This is a genomic window from Paenibacillus taichungensis (genome assembly GCF_047302525.1).
Lineage (GTDB): Bacteria > Bacillota > Bacilli > Paenibacillales > Paenibacillaceae > Paenibacillus > Paenibacillus taichungensis_B.
The window spans coordinates 432,860-453,164 of sequence record NZ_CP168020.1; the positions used below are offsets into that span (position 1 = coordinate 432,860).

At 47.8% G+C, this 20,305-nt stretch carries 17 protein-coding genes, 1 pseudogene and 1 riboswitch; of the genes and pseudogenes, 11 read left to right on the forward strand and 7 right to left on the reverse strand.

All coding sequences use genetic code 11. The features are described 5' to 3' along the window. The first annotated feature begins 145 nt into the window (after positions 1-145). Both ACDJ58_RS02110 and ACDJ58_RS02115 read left to right on the forward strand, forming a co-directional pair. Positions 146-1,000: a biotin/lipoate A/B protein ligase family protein gene (locus ACDJ58_RS02110; protein WP_413375098.1), complete on the forward strand. Its 855-nt coding sequence runs from the start codon at positions 146-148 to the stop codon at positions 998-1,000. 70 nt (positions 1,001-1,070) lie between these two features. Then, entirely contained in the window at positions 1,071-1,295 is a 225-nt protein-coding gene (locus ACDJ58_RS02115; RefSeq protein WP_053779639.1) for a hypothetical protein, read from the forward strand. A 139-nt stretch (positions 1,296-1,434) separates the two neighbouring features. Here the strand turns inward: ACDJ58_RS02115 and ACDJ58_RS02120 are convergent, their stop codons facing one another. Together ACDJ58_RS02120 and ACDJ58_RS02125 are read right to left on the reverse strand one after the other, a co-directional pair. Then, positions 1,435-2,757: a Fe-Mn family superoxide dismutase gene (locus ACDJ58_RS02120; protein WP_413375099.1), complete on the reverse strand. Its 1,323-nt coding sequence runs from the start codon at positions 2,755-2,757 to the stop codon at positions 1,435-1,437. A gap of 197 nt (positions 2,758-2,954) precedes the next feature. Then, on the reverse strand, positions 2,955-3,983 hold the full coding sequence (locus ACDJ58_RS02125) for an alpha/beta hydrolase (protein ID WP_413375100.1): 1,029 nt from the start codon (positions 3,981-3,983) through the stop codon (positions 2,955-2,957). A 358-nt stretch (positions 3,984-4,341) separates the two neighbouring features. Here ACDJ58_RS02125 and ACDJ58_RS02130 point away from each other — a divergent pair, with 358 nt between their 5' ends. Together ACDJ58_RS02130 and thiC are read left to right on the forward strand one after the other, a co-directional pair. Next, the gene (locus ACDJ58_RS02130; protein ID WP_063568040.1) at positions 4,342-5,085 is read left to right on the forward strand and encodes an IclR family transcriptional regulator; all 744 of its coding nucleotides are present in this window, start codon (positions 4,342-4,344) and stop codon (positions 5,083-5,085) included. A 119-nt stretch (positions 5,086-5,204) separates the two neighbouring features. Further along, a riboswitch (TPP riboswitch) is annotated at positions 5,205-5,318 on the forward strand. A gap of 365 nt (positions 5,319-5,683) precedes the next feature. Further along, positions 5,684-7,468 (forward strand): phosphomethylpyrimidine synthase ThiC, encoded by a 1,785-nt coding sequence (thiC, locus tag ACDJ58_RS02135; RefSeq protein ID WP_413379427.1) that lies wholly within the window; start codon positions 5,684-5,686, stop codon positions 7,466-7,468. A gap of 519 nt (positions 7,469-7,987) precedes the next feature. Here the strand turns inward: thiC and ACDJ58_RS02140 are convergent. From ACDJ58_RS02140 to ACDJ58_RS02155, 4 genes are all read right to left on the reverse strand, one after another. Next, entirely contained in the window at positions 7,988-8,683 is a 696-nt protein-coding gene (locus ACDJ58_RS02140) for an aspartate/glutamate racemase family protein (protein ID WP_413375101.1), read from the reverse strand. 201 nt (positions 8,684-8,884) lie between these two features. After that, a complete protein-coding gene (locus ACDJ58_RS02145) occupies positions 8,885-9,052 on the reverse strand; it encodes a hypothetical protein (RefSeq protein WP_379444663.1) in 168 nt (55 codons plus the stop codon). Positions 9,053-9,596: 544 nt separating this feature from the next. After that, positions 9,597-10,418 (reverse strand): zinc ribbon domain-containing protein, encoded by an 822-nt coding sequence (locus tag ACDJ58_RS02150; protein ID WP_413375102.1) that lies wholly within the window; start codon positions 10,416-10,418, stop codon positions 9,597-9,599. Between the two features lie 69 nt (positions 10,419-10,487). Then, positions 10,488-11,438, reverse strand: coding sequence for a helix-turn-helix transcriptional regulator (locus tag ACDJ58_RS02155; RefSeq protein WP_413375104.1), 951 nt, complete (start codon positions 11,436-11,438; stop codon positions 10,488-10,490). A gap of 83 nt (positions 11,439-11,521) precedes the next feature. Here ACDJ58_RS02155 and ACDJ58_RS02160 point away from each other — a divergent pair, with 83 nt between their 5' ends. The 6 genes and pseudogenes from ACDJ58_RS02160 (at position 11,522) to ACDJ58_RS02185 (ending at position 16,085) form a co-directional block, all read left to right on the forward strand. Beyond that, entirely contained in the window at positions 11,522-12,217 is a 696-nt protein-coding gene (locus ACDJ58_RS02160; RefSeq protein WP_413375106.1) for a response regulator transcription factor, read from the forward strand. Then, positions 12,210-13,298, forward strand: coding sequence for an ATP-binding protein (locus ACDJ58_RS02165; RefSeq protein WP_413375108.1), 1,089 nt, complete (start codon positions 12,210-12,212; stop codon positions 13,296-13,298). Before ACDJ58_RS02160 ends, ACDJ58_RS02165 begins: the two co-directional genes overlap by 8 nt. A gap of 659 nt (positions 13,299-13,957) precedes the next feature. Next, positions 13,958-14,285 (forward strand): annotated as a pseudogene (locus ACDJ58_RS02170) (M15 family metallopeptidase); the annotation flags it as partial. 231 nt (positions 14,286-14,516) lie between these two features. Further along, a complete protein-coding gene (locus ACDJ58_RS02175; protein ID WP_413375110.1) occupies positions 14,517-15,068 on the forward strand; it encodes a VanZ family protein in 552 nt (183 codons plus the stop codon). A 268-nt stretch (positions 15,069-15,336) separates the two neighbouring features. Then, positions 15,337-15,735, forward strand: a complete 399-nt coding sequence (locus ACDJ58_RS02180; RefSeq protein ID WP_413375112.1) for a hypothetical protein — start codon at positions 15,337-15,339, stop codon at positions 15,733-15,735. Between the two features lie 35 nt (positions 15,736-15,770). Continuing rightward, entirely contained in the window at positions 15,771-16,085 is a 315-nt protein-coding gene (locus tag ACDJ58_RS02185; protein WP_413375114.1) for a hypothetical protein, read from the forward strand. Positions 16,086-16,197: 112 nt separating this feature from the next. Here the strand turns inward: ACDJ58_RS02185 and acnA are convergent, their stop codons facing one another. After that, complete coding sequence (gene acnA, locus ACDJ58_RS02190; RefSeq protein ID WP_413375116.1) at positions 16,198-18,912, reverse strand: aconitate hydratase AcnA; 2,715 nt, start codon at positions 18,910-18,912, stop codon at positions 16,198-16,200. Between the two features lie 359 nt (positions 18,913-19,271). Here acnA and ACDJ58_RS02195 point away from each other — a divergent pair, with 359 nt between their 5' ends. Then, positions 19,272-20,291: an amidase domain-containing protein gene (locus ACDJ58_RS02195; RefSeq protein WP_413375118.1), complete on the forward strand. Its 1,020-nt coding sequence runs from the start codon at positions 19,272-19,274 to the stop codon at positions 20,289-20,291. Positions 20,292-20,305 lie beyond the last annotated feature (14 nt).

Sequence of the window (20,305 nt, forward strand, 5' to 3'; positions counted from 1 at the left end):
GCCAATGGAAGTTTTCATAAATAAGCCGTGTTCCCTGGGGAACCGGCTTATTTATATATTACTTTTGCATTCACACAAGGGGATACTTAAGGATCACGCAATTACTTCAATTCATCCAGATTAGTTTAGTCGGAGGCTATCATACATGAGTGTACCGTCCAATTCAGATCAACCCGGATCGCCGGGAGCAGAGCAGCAGATGCAGCTGGATCATTCTTTGCGTCTACAGATTTGGGAGACACCGCTGCTGCGGCACGGGAGCAGTGTACTTGAAGCATTTGCTTGGGAAGAAGTCATGTGCCGCCGGGTGGGAGAAGGTCAGTTGCCTGTTGCTCACATTTGGCGGCATCCAGATGCCTTTGTAGCAGGGCTGCGGGATCGGAGGCTGCCTCAGGCAGTAGAAGCGATGGAACGCATTAGAAGCCAGGGAACGGCGGTCTGCGTTCGTCCATCGGGTGGTGCAGCAGTTCCCCTGAATCCAGGGGTGGTTAACGTGTCATTAATTCTGCCTAACCCGGGACGTGCCATCAATATTCACGATGATTTTCGGGAGATGGCCTCACTGATCGCTGAATCGCTAATACCATGGTCGAGTCAGGCACGTACGGGTGAGATCGAAGGCGCCTTCTGTCCAGGTGATTATGATGTCAGTGTGGGTGGACTGAAATTCTGTGGCATTGCCCAGCGCAGACAGGCCAAGGCTTATATCATTACTGCTTTTATCATCGTGGAAGGACAAGGAGACCAACTGGCAGCAGACGTGCGTAAGTTCTATCAGGACGCATCAGACGGTGCCAACGAAGGATATCCGGATGTCCGGCCTGGAACGATGGCAAGTTTGCAGGAACTTGCAGGTGTCCCTTCTGCTGCAGCGTATACAGCCTCGTTGGTACGTACACTGCGTCAGCGTTTTCCCTTGGCGGAGACGAGCCGAGTGTTGACCGTGGATCGGGAAGCCGTCAAACTGACGGCTGAGCAGATGAAACTGCGTTACGATTAGGTTTAGAAGCTTGGACTTGGAATTGGGTAATAGAGATGATATGATGTGATTTCGGAAGGAGAGTGTCTACATGGAAACTTTAAGATATACGTACTTATATGAGGTTATTTCCACAGGCGAAAAGTCTGAATTTAGCCAAATGGCTACAAGCAAGGAAGAAGCAGCTGCCCTGATCGTTGCGCGTATCGCTGATCTTGAATTTACAGGTGAAGAAGATATCAAGCTGGGCGATCTGATCGCAATTAGCAAACAGGTTGGCGACAACTATGTTGCATGTGAAGGCTGCGCCTCTTAATGGCTTGAGGTCCATAGATTATCCTATTACAAGCAAGTCTTCTTGATTCAGGAGGCTTGCTTTTTTTTTGCGATCTAAGAGATATCTTTCAGTCTGTAAGCTGGAGATATCTCTTTTTCGCATCATTCCAATCCTAATCTCAGTAAGGCGGCCATAACAGCTTGCGCGCAGTTTCGTAACGTTCCGCCACAGCTGGCCAGTACACAACCTTCCACCAATCCTCGATATATTTTTTGCGTTCATTCTGGTGTTTCAGATAGTAGGCATGTTCCCATACATCAAGCGGCAGGAGAGGCACGATGTCGGACTGAGATAAGTTCTGGTGTTTCTCCGCCTGCAAAATTTCCAATCTGTGCGCCCGCGGGCTCCAGACCAGCATGGCCCAGCCGCTGCCTTCTACTTTGTTGGCGGCTTCGGTGAATTGATTCTTGAACGCTTCATAGCTGCCAAAATCCCGCTTGATCTGCTCTGCGAGCATACCGGAAGGCTTGCCTCCACCTTTGGGGTTCATGATCGTCCAGAAGATCGTATGCAGGTAATGGCCTGCACCATTAAACGCGAGTTCACGTTCCCAATGTTTGACGAGTTCAAAATTATTCTTTTTCCGTGATTCTGCGAGCTTTTTCTCCGCGGTGTTCAGTCCGTCCACGTAGGATTGATGGTGCTTGTCATGGTGTATGCGCATCGTCATCTCGTCGATGTGTGGTTCCAGCGCATTGTAGGCATAGGGTAGGGGTGGCAGTGTGTGTCCACCAATAGGTACAGGTTTCTCTTTGACTGGCGCTGCTGAAGAGTTGGTTGTGCCCTCTGCATTTGCATTGGGAGACTGTACAACCGCTGAAGATTGTGCCTGTACCGCTGGAGTGGGGTTATTGATTTTTTTCGCAGTATTGGACGATTCTTCTACAGCTTCACGATAGGGCTGTTCAGACACGGGCGTTGAAGCAATTAGTACGTTGGGATTAGCCGGTTGTCCCGAGGTTTGAAGAATATGTTCCAGTGAAAAAGATGGATCAGACACCAAATCTCGCAACGCTCCAGATTGTTTCAGCGTTTCAAGTACCCCCAGGAAATACTCGGATTCGCGAATGAAATGCAGAATAACGACTTTGGCAATCGGCCCATTCTGCACAGCAGTACTTTGCTCCAGCAGGACATACAGCTGTCTAATGAACTCCCGCGATTGTGAGCAGGCAGCAGCCACGAGCTGTTCAATACAGCGTATGATGTAGGGGGCAGGGGGCTGGGTTCCCGGTAGTATTTGCTTCAACAGCTGATTCGCGACTCTTTCGCTATTCTCAAAGATCGCTTCCCATTCCGCAAGCCATTTGACATAGGAGGGTTCAAGCTCAGGAACTAGTGCACGGATGACAATGGTATGTTCCTTCTCTTGCTCTTTCCAGAAACGGACTTCTTCGAGTACCCGCAGAGGTAGCAGATGCCCATATCCATACCAATTCATAAGCGGTAAACCTCCGTTCAGATGAATTCAAATTCAGATCCAGCAGCACAAAAAAAATTGGATCACCAGGTTCGCTCAATTTGTAATATACAAGCTAGAGCTGTCTTTAATTACGTCCCAAAAGTATATTCTCCAGGCATGTTGTCCTATGTGTACACAAAAAAAGAGCCCCATAGGGCTCTTGAATTATCGGATTTTCACGATTCTCCGGTATTGGTATTTTCCACATCATCGCTGCTCGTCTTAGTCACATGACTCAGGAACGTGGAGACACGGCGCAGATATTCCTTCGGATGCTCTCGGAAGATCAGCTCATGATGCGCACCGTCCACAATCCATTCATCGGAATTCGGATTGGTTTGGTTGCCGGCAAGCAGCTCCGCAATCGGGTAAGGAGCTTTCTCATCCTCGGTACCATGGATGAAGAAAATTGGGAAAGGATAATCTTCTTTTTTTACTTCTTGATACGGAATTTGCTGCAATCCGGTCCCGTTCAGAATCGGGAACAGCAGGTTCATAATCTCCAGCGTAGGCTGCCGCGGAAGATCAATCTGATTATGGATGTTGTGATACAGCGTATCCGGCTCAAGCAGGAACGTGCTGTCCAGAATCATAGCATCCACATCTTTGGTAATAAGCCCAGTCTGCAGGGCTGTACCTGCACCCATGGAGAAACCCCATACGACAAGCTCCTGAGCTCCGCGCTGCTTCGCAAACTGGATTGCACCAAGCAGCTGCTGGGACTCGGCTTTGCCGCCTGTGGCGACAGCTTTGTTCACCTGTGAAGCGAAACCGTAATCGAACATCACCACATTGAAGCCGAGTTGGTGAGCATAATGGGCCAGGTCATACATCGGTACCCAGGTCTCTTCACGATTCGCACCATATCCATGGCTGAATATGATGGTTTTATTTGCATTATCGTCAGCTGGAATATACCAACCCTGCATCGTTCGACTGCCGTCTGCTGCCGGGAACGTGATGTCTTGATACTTCATGTTCTTCGCCTGCATGGGATTAGAGAATACAGGCGCTACAGTTGGATTGGATAATACCCAAGCAATATAACCGTGTAGTGCAATGAAACAAAAGAGCAGAAAAAATATAACGGAGAGCAACAACGCCACGACAATATGTTTGAACCGGATCAGCCTCGGTGATAACGAAGAAGGCAGATCTGACACTTTCGTTTGCAGCGGGGCTTCGCTCTGGGATGTCGGATACATGATTGCCCCTCCTTTAAAAATCAAATGAAGATAACAACGAGACGAACAGAGCGGATAAATGATTTTTCTGACTACTTATGAAGCGAAATTTTAATTTAATATATCTTTATCGTATGTTCCAATATAGTCAAAGTCAATTGATTGAGGCCATTTGTTACGCAATTGTTATATAGTTTTGAAGATATATGGGTAACATTTCCTTAGGGTGCAAAATGCAGGGGATTCTAATTTATAAAAAGAAAATATTTACAAATATCCCTATTCCAAATGGCGCTTTTTGGTTTACAGATGAGACCGTTTCTCATATAATTTATGTAACCAAGTTTCATGTGATGAAACATGAGGAGGGCAACTTGCCATGGAAGACCGAAAGTTAACCGTCCGGGCTGTAGAACGGGCGCTGGATATATTATTGTGTTTTACAACCCGCAGTGATCTGGGACTCACGGAAATTGCCAGCCAGATCGGTCTGCACAAAAGTACAGTCCATCGTCTGATGGCTACTTTGGAGGACAAGGGGTTCGTGATCCGGGATGCAGCCACCGAGAAGTACCGGCTTGGTATACGCATCTGGGAACTGTCTGCCCATATGTCTCGCAGCGATGATCCGGCTATTCTGCTCCTTCCTGCAATGGAGAGGCTGAGGGATCGACTGGGTGAAACCGTGAGCTTATATCTGCGTGATGGCAGTGAGCGGATTCGGATTCAAGCTGTTCAGAGTGATCAGGCGATTCGTCGTGTAGCTCCGGTGGGCGTCAGACTTCCGCTATCCGTGGGAGCGTCTAGCAAAGTGCTGATGGCTTTTGCCACCGAAGAGGACCGCGAAGATCTGATGAATGGACCGGAGTGGCCGGTATTTATCGATCCCAAAGTATATTTGGCACAGATGAAAGACATTCTGGAATATGGCTACGCAACAAGTTATGAGGAACGTGAACCAGGAGCCGCGGCAGTATCTGTTCCCATCATGGATCGGAAAGGCAACATCGCTGCTGCTCTTTCAGTATCCGGGCCTGTTAGTCGCCTCTCGCAGGAGACGTTGCATGAATACGCACCTGTGTTGAAGGAAGCTGCTACACAGATGGGACTTATGTTATCCTGATTATATTTTCTGGAATTTAAAGGTTGTTTTTATGATTCGGTTGCGCTACTCTGTAATGGACGGCCCAGCAGGGTCAGCATAATTGAATATCAATCTGCAGCTTAGATGCTGCAACTTGTTAACGTTACTAGGGGAGTCTGAATTGTCCGGACTGAGACGGAATCGCATGAGATTCCGGACCCTTTGCACCTGATCTGGATCATACCAGCGTAGGGAAGTAATCGGCGATACGACCACGAACACCATATGATGTGACTTATGGATGGACTCCGTTATGGAGCCTGAATAAGGTTCGTTATTGGTGATGGACAAAAGCCGGTTCCCTTGGGAACCGGCTTTTTTTATACAGTAAACAGGCAGAAGCCAGTGTCAGAGCTGCTTTTGGATAAAGAGCTGGGAGCCATTGGCGAGCATTGGGGTGCATATCTTTTGCCTCGAATGTCTGTATTACTTGAAGTGTATGTCCCTGTTTTCTGTCGTATGGTTGCTCTTTCTTTTTCTATGTTGTGGATGATTTTGGGACCCGTGCGCAAGCATTACAATCCAGGCAATCACCAATGAGGAGGAGACAAGAGCGATGAGCACAGGAAACCGAACGATGGGACAGGACAAGCAGGATCAGCAGTTGGCAGAGGAAAAAGGTACGACAGGACGGGTTCAGCCCTTCCCGGGCAGCCGCAAAGTATACATTCATGGCTCACGACCGGATATTGCTGTACCGGAGCGTGAAATTGCCCTCCATGACACCAATACTCCCCAAGGAGTGGAGCATAACGAACCGCTGCGTGTCTATGATACGAGCGGGCCCATGACTGATCCCGGATTTCATGCCGATATCCGGGCAGGTCTGCCAGCGCTGCGTACCCGCTGGATTACGGAGCGAGAAGATGTTGAAGCCTACCAGGGAAGAACGGTAAAACCGGAGGATAACGGATTGAAAGCTGGAGGAAAGCGAGCTGGAGCCGAGGAGTATCCGGGCTTGCGCGGTAAACCATTACGAGGACAGGCAGGGCGCAGCGTGACCCAGATGCATTATGCACGGCAGGGGATGATCACGCCGGAGATGGAGTTCGCCGCCATTCGTGAGGGTGTGGAACCGGAGTTTGTGCGGCAGGAGCTGGCGAGTGGCAGGGCCATCCTGCCGTCAAACATCAATCACCCGGAGAGTGAGCCGATGCTGATCGGACGTCATTTTCATGTGAAGATCAATGCTAACATCGGAAACTCGGCGGTATCTTCCTCCATCGAGGAAGAGGTGGAGAAGATGACTTGGGCGGTACGCTGGGGATCGGATACGGTGATGGATCTTTCTACAGGCAAGGACATTCATACGACCCGCGAATGGATCATCCGCAATTCACCTGTACCGATTGGAACAGTACCGCTCTATCAGGCGCTGGAGAAGGTCAATGGGGAAGCCGAAGCACTGACCTGGGAGTTGTATCGTGACACGCTCATAGAGCAGGCAGAGCAGGGTGTGGACTACTTTACGATCCATGCAGGCGTGCTGCTGCGTTATATTCCGCTGACAGCCAAACGTATGACGGGCATTGTGTCACGGGGCGGGTCCATCATGGCAGCATGGTGCCTTGCGCATCATCAGGAGAATTTTTTGTATACCCATTTTGAAGAAATCTGCGAGATTATGAAAAGGTATGACGTGGCATTTTCTCTCGGAGATGGACTGCGCCCAGGAAGCATCTACGATGCCAATGATGAAGCCCAGATGGCGGAACTGGCTACACTTGGTGAACTAACACAAATCGCCTGGAAGCATGATGTGCAGGTGATGATTGAAGGTCCGGGGCATGTGCCGATGCACAAGATCAAGGAGAATGTTGATCTTCAAATGGAGATTTGCAAGGAGGCGCCTTTCTATACGCTGGGACCGCTGACGACCGATATTGCACCAGGATATGACCATATTACCTCGGCAATTGGAGCAGCGATGATCGGCTGGTTCGGTACGTCGATGCTCTGTTATGTTACGCCAAAAGAACATCTGGGCCTGCCCAATAAGGATGATGTGCGGGAAGGGGTTATCGCTTACAAGATCGCTGCTCATGCCGCTGATCTGGCGAAAGGTCACCCACGTGCCCAGCGGCGGGACGATGCATTGTCTAAAGCGCGGTTTGAGTTCCGCTGGCGGGATCAGTTCAACCTGTCTCTGGACCCGGAACGTGCGCTATCCTATCATGATGAGACGTTGCCAGCCGAAGGGGCCAAGGAAGCCCATTTCTGCTCCATGTGCGGACCGAAATTTTGCAGCATGCGCATTACGCAGGATATTCGTGCATTTGCCGCAGACAAAGGTTTGTCCGAGAATGAGGCTGTGGCCGCGGGCATGCAGGAAAAGGCTGAGGAATACCGAACCCGCCCTTAGGCGTCGTTACAGCGCAATCTGGGCGGCCTGACATAGTGAAAAGCCGTTCCTCTCTGTGATCGCGGAGAAGAGCGGCCTCTTACTTGGTATGTGGTGCGCACACTTAACTTCGAAGGACAAGGATAATGCCACAACATATTTTATCAGTTATAGGTTGATTGTCTCCCAGATGTTTAATAAAATGAATATAAGTGAAAAACAAATAAGAGTAGCCAGGCCAATGGCTACTCCTGCACAGCATTTGCGGTGGGTATTCCTCCAAGTGCAGCATAGTTCAGACGAAGTGACCCGTCAGGCCTGTCAACCTGTGGCGGGTCACTTCTTTTTACGGTCGATGTATGTCAAGAGCGCAATAATTAACATTGCGAACACGATTACGTGGTTGAAAGAGAAGTTCATAGGATCACCTCCCACCGGAGGCAACCTATTTCCCACCACAAATTGGCTGTACAAAATGATTATACCATTCGAAAGTCTCTCATTCGAGAGTCTTTTTATTTTGCTTCATGAGCTCAACACTTAACGCTGAGCCATGTTAAACTTCTTCTCCAAATACGCCGCAAGCGATGCCAGCGGGCTATAGATCAACATGCCTGTGTCTGCTGTAACCCGTGCTGCTGCGGGAGCCATGGACAGTTGAGCGGCTACTACCGTGCTACCCGGGTACTTCTCAACAAGTTGCTGTAATCCGGTGCTCACTTCCGCAAGATAGCCTTCCTTATCGCCTCGCATAATTAATTCGAATGTCCCCGGGATCAATACTGCTTCAGTCTCTATCGCTTCGATCCCGTTTCGCTGCCCATCCTCATCACCTTGCTGCAAAGAAGCCTGATTCACCCGCACCATCGTTCCTTCAATCGTTGCGGGGTTAGTAAACGCTAGGATGTACTCGCCAGGATTCTGCTGCATTTCCTGAAGTAAGGGATCATCAATACCAACCACGGGGACGGGAACATGTTTTGCCTCCTGCTCAAGTACGGCTGCAAACAGGGTACAGGTGACAAGGATGGCGTCGGCATGACAATGTGCGATCCATTGCAGCGTTTGTGATACTTTCTCATGAGTAACTGCCTCGGTGAAATCAGCATCATGTTTGAGACGATCCAGACCCGGATCGACATAATGGACAAGTTCAACCTCATAAGGAGCGAGTGCTTCTTCAATCAGTACAATATTGGAATAGTGAGCGTGAAAACAGCCAATGGTCATCATCATACTTGCCCCCTGAAATGGATTATGTCTCAATAAGTGCCGCAGATATTTAACCCATTATAGGGATATGACAATAGACTGTACATATTTAAAATACTGAGGTAACAACATTTATCGTGAAAACGCGAATAACCGTTCATCCACATATTCGCAGAGGAACGGTGCAAATCACGCAAGCGATTCTCAATTCGCTCATCATTTCATTTATCGCAAAGAAGGGGCAGCATTCTTTTTAGCCATTTTTTGTTGCAAAATTTCATGAAAGGATAGACCTTGAGTGTTCTCATTCTCCTTTTTGGGAGCAGTGGTCGCCGTGTTGCGCGGATATTGATGGTGGTACGGGATCATTTGCTGAATAGGCATGCGGATCATCTTGGTTCCTCCTTTAATGCATTTTCAAATATGCATATGTGATTATTAAATAGGTTATGTATTCCGACGGGTTATCGTCTCTGTTACGCAAATAGGTATATGTGACTTGTTAGACGAAACAGGCAACTTAAGGTGTAATTCCAATTGGATTGTAGTGATTTTACCCCGTATTCAAGAGATGTAAACGTTTTTAAGTAAATTCAGGAGGAAAGGACCGCATATGTTAGGTTTCATATGGGAGGATAGAAGCGGTTGTTAAGTGAATAGACCCAGTTTTGGGAATGCCAATTGTGTCGAAATTAAGACATATTGTCTGGTTGTATAGGTACGACTCAAGCTAGCTAACTTGGTACCATGGTCGGTTGTCGGGTGCATATTAGGGCAATTTTGGACGGGCAGACAAAGGGGAAACGCCAAAAAGCCATCAGGAAAACCTGACAGCCTAACAGCATTTTGCATAAATCCGTGAGCAGTATTCCATTGCTGAGATATAGATCAAAACGGTCCAATTGGAATTAAGAAATGACCATAATCACTTTTTTTCTTATTTTTCTTGGCGAACAGCGATATACAAGTCGACTTGTACGTTATCAGGATCGAGACTGCGCTCATCATACAATTCGAAATCTCCGGTAAACGTGCGTTCCCCCTGATTGTTCCAGGCCCACACCGCACCCCAGGCCTCACCTACGACCTCGGCCATCGGGCCCTTTCTGGAGGTGAATACCGCATATGTTGCAGGCGGCAGGTCAACGGAACTCACTCCCTCAGGCAACGCTTCATCCGGACCCACCTCATGACCCACCAGTATGGTGTATTCTCCATTTATACCATCCGTATAATCAGCGTAACAGCCATAGCGGGCAGCTTCAGGGGCAGGCTGATGATCTGAGGCGAAGTAGCTGTTCCAGAGTCCCTGAATACAGCCTTTGCCACTAATCTCAATGGCATTGGTTGTTCTGGCGGACACACCTGCAAGGCGCTTTCCTGGCAGCGTGACATATCGAGCGGGCTCTGTGGAAAGCCGATTGTCGCGAGTAGTTTGATTAAATACAACGGACTCATCCGAATTTTCTGCCCCAAATGCCACGTTCCGTTCTGAGCCGGATGCATTCCATCTTTTCAAAAAAGGAAGTTGGTTGCGCAGCATTGCCCTTGCTGACTCCTCGTCCATACCTTCCTGATTCAGGATGGCGGTGCACATTTCAATCATGCCATCCAGTGTAATATCGGGCTGCTCGAACTTGCCTTCTTTATAACAATAGATACAGTATTCGCGGGTTGTATTACCTTCCGTTTCTGTTCCGAATTGAGCAGGGGTAGTAAGTGGCATTCCGCAGCTTTGGCATATTGTGACGTTCATCATCAATTCCTCCTCGTTATGTACAGCTTGAATATAGTAGAAGTATAACGGGAGGAACTGGACACCTGTCTGTCAGGTTAGGGGCGGAGCTTTATAATTTTGCACAATTTGTTCAGCAATTCTACGAATCTCCTCTCGAATATGCAGAGGCTCCAGCACTTCGACATCCGCGCCAAACCCAAGAATGAACCCATACAACCAGTTGTCCTCCGGGAATGCGACTTGGCTGATATAATACCCCTCACCATCCGAAACGACGTTCTCTATGCCAAACCATTCCTCTGCGATGTGACGGATACGAGCATGGAATCTCAGGCTCAAGGCTACTTTATTATCTGGAGTTGCCCACTCTTGCTGCCAGGGCCTGTCCTGCAGGTTGATCGGCTTGCGTTCGAAGCTTCCTTGGGCAAGGACGACTTCTCGCATGCGGACCAGTTTGAACATGCGGAAATCGTTGCGTTCGTGACAGAATGCATAGAGGTACCAGGAATGCTTTTTGAGCACAAGAGTATGTGGATCGGTCGTTCTATGAGTTTGAGTACCTTCTGCACTACAATAGGTAAATGTAATGGGCCGCAGTTGATCCATGCCCTGTTCAATGAGCTGAAGTTTGATTTGCAGTGCTTCGGGATGCGTCCACATCGAATAATCCACAATGAAGCGGCTGGTATTGGCCTGGAAATCCTCATTTTTGGCTTCAGGCACGATGCTGCTGAGTTTCTCCATCAACAGATCCCGTGCTACATTCGTATGGGAGGTGGAGACACTGCGCAGCGCAGTGACAATGGAGGCCAGATCTTTGTCAGTTAGTACATTTCGGTCAAGCCGATAGCCCTCTGCAAGGCCAATACCACCGCTTGCACCCTGATAGGTGACGACAGGAATACCCGCCTGACCCAGCGTGTCTATATCCCGGTAGATGGTGCGGATGGATACTTCAAACGTATCGGCCAGATCCTTGGCCTGCACCCGGCCACGATTGATCAACAGCACAACAATGGCTAATAAACGGTCGAGTTTCATATATTGGATTCCCTTCAATCATTTATAAGTTGGATTCAGATATGTTATATTGTTGAGCATCACATATAGGAGTGGAATAAGCAATGAAACGTATTACGATTTTGATCGCAGATGATGAAGTTGAGATCGCTGATCTGGTTGCATTGCACTTGCAAAAAGAAGGATATCACATCATCAAGGCATTCGATGGGAAAGCGGCGGTCCAAGCCGTTCAGACACAAGCAATAGATTTGGCCATTTTGGATATTATGATGCCTGGTATGGACGGATATGAAGTGACCCGCAAAATTCGGGAGCAGTATCACCTGCCTATCATTTTTCTGAGTGCCAAAACTTCCGATATGGACAAAATCACCGGGCTCGTGATGGGCGCGGACGATTACATGACTAAACCATTTAACCCGATGGAACTGGTCGCCCGAGTCAATTCCCAACTGCGCCGTTCACTTCAATTTAGCCAGTCTGCACCGGTCCAGCGCTCCATTCTGGAGAAAGGCGGGCTTATTATCTCGCCAGATCAACATAGCGTCACCCTATACGGCAAGCCAGTAGAGTTAACACCGAAGGAGTTTGACATCCTGTATCTGCTCGCAAGTCATCCCAAACAGGTGTTCAGTGCGGAGAGCATCTTTGAACAAGTGTGGGGAGAGGCTTATTATGAGAGCGGCAATACCGTGATGGTTCATATTCGAACCCTGCGCAAGAAGCTGGGAGAAGATATAGACAAGAACAAGTTTATCAAAACGATCTGGGGTGTGGGGTACACGTTCAATGAATAAACGCAGAAGTTTTCGAACGACCATGATTCTGTTGCTTGGTTTAAGCATGCTGGCATCTGGTGCGATTACCTTTGGGGTATATAAATTGATGCAATACTATTACACCGGTGTGCGTGCGGAAGATCAGTTAGCGGAATATCGTCACTTTATGAGAAGTATAGGGGATATTTACTTTTTCCTTATCTTGTTCATACCGCTTGCGATCCTGTTTTTCTTCTGGTTTACCAAGCCGTATGTTACCTACTTCAAAAATATCTCCACAGGTATCAGGCAACTCGCGAGCGGTGATTTCCAGCACCGTGTGCAAATTTCGACGAAGGACGAGTTGGGCGCGATTGCAGAGGATATCAATCTGGCGAGTCTGAAACTGAGGGAAGCGGTAGAACGGGGAGATTTTGCGGAGAGCAGCAGGGACCAGCTGGTTGTGAACCTGGCGCATGATTTGCGTACCCCCTTAACATCAGTATTGGGTTATCTGGATCTGTTGATGAAGGATGATCAGCTGACGGAGGAGCAGGTCAGGCACTTTACAGCGATTGCTTTTACCAAATCTCAGCGTCTCGAGAAACTGATCGATGATTTGTTTGAGATTACACGAATGAACTATGGCATGTTGCCGATTGAGAAAAAGAGACTTGATCTTAGTGAACTACTAAGGCAGATGAACGAAGAGCTATACCCTGTTTTTGAAAAGAACCGCCTGGTCACCCGACTGCATATCGATGCCGAGTTAACCATTTCCGGCGATGGTGAGGTGCTTGCACGCGTGTTTGAGAACCTGTTGATTAATGCAGCACGTCACGGTACAGATGGTCTTTATGTGGATATCAATGGGCACCGTGATGCAGGACAGGTTATCATTCAGATCATGAACTATGGGGGACATATTCATCCGGATGATTTGCCTCATATTTTCGATATGTACTATACCGGAGATCGTGCGCGGACACCTCAGGAAGGTGGAACAGGTCTGGGCCTGTTTATCGCCAAAAATATTGTGGAGCAGCATAATGGTTCCATTTCGGCTCAAAGTGATATCGTACGGACCGTATTTGAAGTTCGGTTGCCAGCACTAGAATGAAGTAAAAGGCTATATAAATTGAACTAAGCATATACACGAGAACGGAGAGGACAGAAATAATCTGAAGAAGCGGACTAAAAGCTTTCTGAAGAAAGCTGCATCGGAAGCATACGCTTCGCCTTTATCCCCGGATTTTCCCCTTTGAATAAGGGAATCCAAAAAATCTGGGGATAACAGTGATCGGAAGGTTGTTCTGTCATCGGAGTGGTAAGTGTAAATATTCTTTAGTTCAATTTATATAATTTAAGAAAAACTTTAGAATTGCCCTGCTTTTTTTTAACTAGTTTTCTCTATCCTTGAATTACGAGGTAAAGGAGGAGCATGGAATGAAAAAGTGGGGATTTTTGATATGTATCATTGTACTGGGATATATCTTTTCCAAGTCACCCGCACTATTTGAGCAGAAGGAAGAGGCGAATCTGGAAGTTCAGGATACGGGTGAAATTCGTGCAGGATATACCAAAACAATTAATGTGGATATGAGGAATCAAGTACATAAAGGGAATTTATTGCTCGTCAATTCGGAGTATCCCGTTCATGCGGAAGGGATTAGAACCGACATTGTCAATTTGGCGGAACAACATGAGCTGGTCCGTGGATATGGATTGCTGGATAATAACATTATGTTGTCAAAGTACGTAGCGCAAGCATTCCAGAAGATGGTTGAAGCTGCTGGGAAAGATGATGTACGATACTTCATTATTAGCAGTGGCTATCGGGACTTTACGAAACAGGAGCAGCTTTATGAAGAAAAGGGATCGGACTATGCGCTTCCCGCGGGTCACAGTGAACATAATCTGGGCTTGTCCATGGATATCGGCTCTACTCTGGCTGCTATGAGTGAAGCACCGGAAGGAGCTTGGCTGGAAAAGAATGCATGGAAATTCGGATTCATCTTGCGTTACCCGAAGGATAAAGTGGACATCACCGGCATCCAATTCGAACCATGGCATTTCCGATATGTGGGATTGCCGCACAGCGCCATCATGTATCATAATCATCTGGTGCTGGAGCAATATCTGGAGCTGCTGCAGCAGAAAAAGAGCATTTCCGCTGAAGTCGGGGGCGAACACTATCTTGTACGTTATTACGATGCATCCAAAGATGAGACCATTAATATACCTGAGCACGGTCAATATGAGATATCGGGAGACAACATGAAGGGAGTTGTCGTGACGGTGGAGGAATAAACAACTAGAAATACATGGAGGTTCGTTTATGAAACCTAAGGAGTTCAACATGAAGATGATATGGGTCGCGGCATTGATCGTCTATCTGTATCTGCTAACCAAGCTGATATTATTCAAGGGGCATACGGTGGATTGGGACATCGTGAGGGTTCAACTTATCGCGATCGCGCATCAGCCGGATCTGATTCATACGCGAACCGTTAACCTGACGCCATTTCAGGAAATCTCAAGAGACTGGCATAGCCTGTCGTTACATCGTCCAGGTACCGCAATTCATCTGTTGGGCAATGTCATGGCCTTTATCCCACTGGGTATTTTCATTCCAGTGCTGATGGGGAACAAGCTGTTGTCAGGGGCCAAGGTACTCGTACTTTCCTTGCTCTTAAGTTTTGCGTTTGAAGCGACACAGCTATTGACGGGCATGGGCATATTCGACGTGGATGATCTTATGTTGAACACCTTTGGTGGAATGATTGGTTATGTTCTGTATACCATGCTTATCAGCATGAAACGAATGATTGTGGGAGGAACAGCTCGCACCGCGAAAAAAGAGTATAATTCCAATCAGAGTCGGGTGTAAGTAGGGAAGCGCACATGCAATCTCTCGATCAAGCTTCACTTTACATTGGATATTAAAAGGAAGTGTAGAGGCGTTACACAGCCTTTGTCATATTAATAAGAGATGCTCCCCATCGCGTGTTGAGTACATGGTGGGAAGTTTTTATATCTGCCAGATAGGTTTAAGTAAGTTAAAACAAATAATGATGCGGTTTGCGAGTTGAATCGCTAATGGAGTAGAGTAGAGGTGATACATTCAGTAATCCACATCCTTACAAGGAGGACATATATTGTATTCATTGGCTAAACAACTCGCAGGAAGAATGAAAGGGATCATGGACATTGAAAGTGAAATTGCTGAAGCTGAGCGTAATCAGCAAGGTGAAGAATTTGTGTGTGATTTAGAACAGAAAAGATCCGATTTGATAAAAACCTGTACACGTGATGAGTTACTGGTCATAACAACCGTGATGGAGGTAGGGCAATCAGAGAGAGGATATCGACACTATTTTGACTCGGATAACGTTGAGCTTATTTACCTACCCATTGAGTTGAATGAGCATGAACTGATGAAGAAATACTCTCACTTTCTGGTACATAAAACAAAACAAGAAATAGCAGATAGAATTCAATTTCATACACTCGTCTCGTCATTTCTAAAAGAAGGTATGGAAATCTTAAAACTTTAAACTGCTATCAAATTAGGATCTAGGAGGTCTGCTAGATGATAATGAAGATTTCATACTTTACGCCAGATGGTTTCTATTATTATGTTCCCGATCAATATGCAGAGCAGATGAATAAGTGGAGAGGGGAGTTTTCTGATTTTTTGCAGAGTATAGAAGGGAAACATCCATTCACCCAATATACCGAATATATTGATCATGAGGGTAAGAAAGAATATGGTGTTTTTGTACGTTGCTACGGTGGGGATGATTTTGCAGACTGGATCAACGTGGAGAAATTAAACTGTAGAGGTGTATATCGCATTCCTGCGCCACCTGATGATTCGGAAGTTGGATTGAAGATTGATTTTTAAACATATATCGATTATTAAAAATGGCAAAATCAAAAAGCTCCCCGTCACCGTGCAGAGCGCACGTGGCGGGGAGCTTTTCTGTATAACTTAATTGCATTAAATATAAAGGCAATTAAGATTTTTTCATCATTTGACGCAATACGGTTTGCAGGATACCACCGTTATGGTAGTAGTCCACGTCCACCATGCTGTCCAGACGAGCGATGACAGGGAAGTCAAACTTGGTGCCGTCCTCACGAGTTACGGTAACCGTCAGTTCTTGTCCCGGTTTCACATCATTGCTCAGACCTGTGATGTCATACGTTTCACGACCGTTCAGACCAAGGCTTTTCCAGCCGTGACCTTCCTGGAATTGCAGTGGCATTACGCCCATGCCCACCAGGTTACTGCGGTGAATACGCTCAAAGCTTTCAGCGATAACGGCTTTGACGCCAAGCAGGAATGTTCCTTTTGCCGCCCAGTCACGCGAGCTTCCTGTACCATACTCTTTACCTGCGATAACGATCAGGTTCTGTCCTTCGTCCTGATACTTCATAGAAGCATCGTAGATGGACATTTCTTCGTCCGTTGGCAGGTATTTCGTAATGCCACCCTCAGTACCTGGAGCCACTTGGTTACGAATACGAATGTTGGCAAATGTACCACGCATCATGACTTCATGGTTACCACGACGGGAGCCGTAAGAGTTGAAGTCTTTGCGTTCTACGCCATGCTCTTTCAGGTACAGTCCAGCCGGACTGGATGGTGCGATATTACCCGCTGGCGAGATGTGATCCGTTGTTACGGAATCAGCAAGCAATGCCATAACACGTGCGGAACGAATATCTGCGATATCAGTTAACTTGTCGCCAAGCTCCTGGAAGAATGGTGGATTCTGAATGTACGTGGAGTTTGGATCCCACTCATACAATTCGCCTTCCGGTACAGGGATCGTATTCCAACGTTCGTTAGCTGTAAATACGTTCTCGTATTTGTTGCGGAACATCTGTGCGTTCAGCGAGCTAGCGATGGTATCCTTGATTTCCTCAGAGGTAGGCCAGAGGTCTTTCAGGAATACAGGCTCGTTGTTGGTATCATAACCGATTGGATCGGTTGCAAAATCAATATTAACGGTACCCGCGAGAGCATACGCCACAACGAGTGGCGGAGAAGCCAGATAGTTGGCTTTGACCTGCGCGTGCACACGACCTTCAAAGTTACGGTTACCGGACAATACAGCCGCTACCGTCAAATCGTTCTCGGAGATTGCTTCGCTTACTTCGTCTGGCAGTGGGCCAGAGTTACCGATGCAAGTTGCGCAACCATAGCCGGCAACGTTGAATCCGAGTTTGTCTAGATATTCGATCAGACCTGCTTTTTCCAGATACTCGGTAACAACGAGGGAACCTGGAGTCAAGCTGCTTTTCACGTAGCCAGGCTTAGTCAGACCACGTTCAACGGCTTTTTTCGCAAGCAGACCCGCTCCGACCATAACGCTAGGGTTGGATGTGTTGGTGCAGCTTGTGATTGCCGCGATAACGACAGCACCAGCAGTCAGTTCACTAGTGGAACCGTTCGGGTGTTTCAGAGGTACTTTTTCTGCAATTTTTTCGTCGCTCAGTCCGTAACCGCCTTTGTCGATCGGCGTACGGATGATACTGTTGAAGCTATCCTTCATTTGAGTCAACTCGATGCGATCTTGTGGACGCTTAGGTCCCGCGAGACTTGGTACAACGGATGCCAGGTCAAGTTCGATCACATCTGTAAATTCAGGATCAACCGTATCAGCAGTACGGAACATGTTCTGAGCTTTGTAATAAGCTTCAACCAGATCCACCTGTTCGTCGGTACGGCCGGTATTACGCATATAGTTCAGTGTTTCGCTATCAACAGGGAAGAAACCAATTGTTGCGCCGTACTCTGGTGCCATGTTGGCTACCGTTGCACGGTCAGCCAGGCTGATGTTGCTAAGACCCGGTCCGTAGAACTCGACAAATTTACCGACAACGCCTTTTTTACGCAGCATTTGAGTAACTGTGAGTGCCAGATCCGTTGCCGTTGAGCCTTCGCTCAGGCTGCCTGTCAATTTGAAACCGATAACGTCCGGTGTTACAAAATAAAGCGGTTGGCCCAGCATACCTGCTTCAGCCTCGATCCCGCCAACACCCCAACCAACAACGCCGAGTCCGTTGATCATGGTGGTGTGGGAGTCCGTTCCTACCAGGGAATCCGGGAATACAACGGTTTCTCCGTCAATCGTTTTGGTTGCAGCCACGGAAGCCAAGTACTCCAGGTTGACCTGGTGAACAATCCCTGTGGATGGTGGAACTGCACGGAAGTTGTTGAATGCCGTTTGCGCCCAGCGCAAGAAACGGTAACGCTCTTCGTTACGCTCGAACTCAACCTTGATGTTGTAGTCGAGTGCATCGTTCGTTCCGAACGCATCAACCATAACGGAGTGGTCGATAACGAGATCGACGGGTACGAGTGGGTTGATCTGTTTTGGATCGCCACCTGCTTTTTTCACGGTATCGCGCATTGCTGCAAGGTCAACGACCACGGGTACACCAGTGAAATCCTGCAGAACGATACGTGCAGGGATAAATGGAATTTCCTTGTTATTGTCACGGCCTTCTGCCCAGCCGGTCAGTTGTTTTACATGTTCTTCGGTAATAGCACGTCCGTCGAATTGACGAATAGCTGCTTCGAGCAGCACTTTAATGGAGAAAGGAAGCTTGGAAAGGTCGCCGTAGCCGCCTTCCTGAAGAGCATCTAAACTGTAGTAGCGATAAGACTTGCCTCCGACCTCAAGACTGCGGGCCGCGGAGAAATGATTCTTGGCTGACATACATGTACCTCCTTAAAATGTGTCGGTGAGATGAAGAAAACGTTCATTTAGGTGAAGAACAGGCCTTCATCGTTCCGTGTCCTTGTTCGTTAGTTTCATCAGGTGAAACGTAATTTCATAATCGTAACTTTAGTTTTAAGTATACCGTTTTCAACTCCGTACGTAAAGGGCTTTTTGCCCGTCCAGCCAAGCTATTGAGAGTTTGAATGCGTTCTCAAGTAAAGGGAAAGGACACGATCTCTTCCGTACGCATTATCCCCGATAATCAGGCTTCAAAACAGAACCAGACACATACAACCGAAATTCTCTCATATAAATAAAAAGAGTTTTCATGCAATGGATAATTCCCGACAGAACTCATGCCAAAGGGGGACACAGGCTTGGAACGCGAATGGAAGAGTGCCTTATATACCTACGTGAACCAGTATAATCGCTGTGAGATCGACTACCGTCCACAGACAAGCGAACGGATTGTCACCGATCCGGAATTTGTGCTGGAACGGGGGGAGCGGATGGCCAGACTGGACCAATGGTACCGCAAGCGGCGGGCCGTGCCTCTTCGCAGTGAGACCAGCGCCAAGCTTGTGCGGACACTTATGGATGGGGTAGATGAATCGGTGGTAGATGTGCAATTATACAGCAGGCTGTTCTATGAGAAGAGCGGTTTGACCCATCGGGAAGACCGGATTGAGCGAGAACGCCTGACCTTTCTTAGACAAGGTGGAGTTTGGACCATTGCACGTGTGGAACGTGAAGTGCCGGAGCGTCGCCCGGTAGGAGAAGGTCGTCCTTTTCAACAAGCCGATTTTGTACAGGCGATGAATCGGCCACTGCTTAACCGAGAAGTACTGGGACAGGGTAGGAGATCGAGGCAGCAGTTGTATCGCAGGGATCTGGCTGTCGCCTACGCGGATCGGTGGTGGAATGCGGGAAACCCGGCATTTGAGGAATTCGAAGTAGATTGCACCAATTATGTGTCCCAATGTCTCTTTGCAGGGGAAGCACCCATCCACTATACTGGTAAAAGAGAAGCAGGTTGGTGGTACAAAGGCTATGTAAATGGCTCTGAAATGTGGAGTTACAGCTGGGCCGTGTCCAATAGTCTGGAGCGTTATTTATCCGGCAGCAGCTGGGGATTGTCAGCAACTGAAGTGGATCGTCCAGAGCAGCTAATGCTCGGAGATGTAATCCTCTACGACTGGGACGGGGACGGCAGGTTTCAGCACAGTACCGTTGTGACCGCTTTTGATGCGGGGGGCATGCCGCTTGTGAACGCACACACGGTCAGCAGCCGCCACCGTTTTTGGGATTACCGGGATTCTTACGCTTGGAACGAGCGGACGGTGTACCGGCTTTTTCACATTGCAGATGAGTTTTGATGGTCAAAGATTTT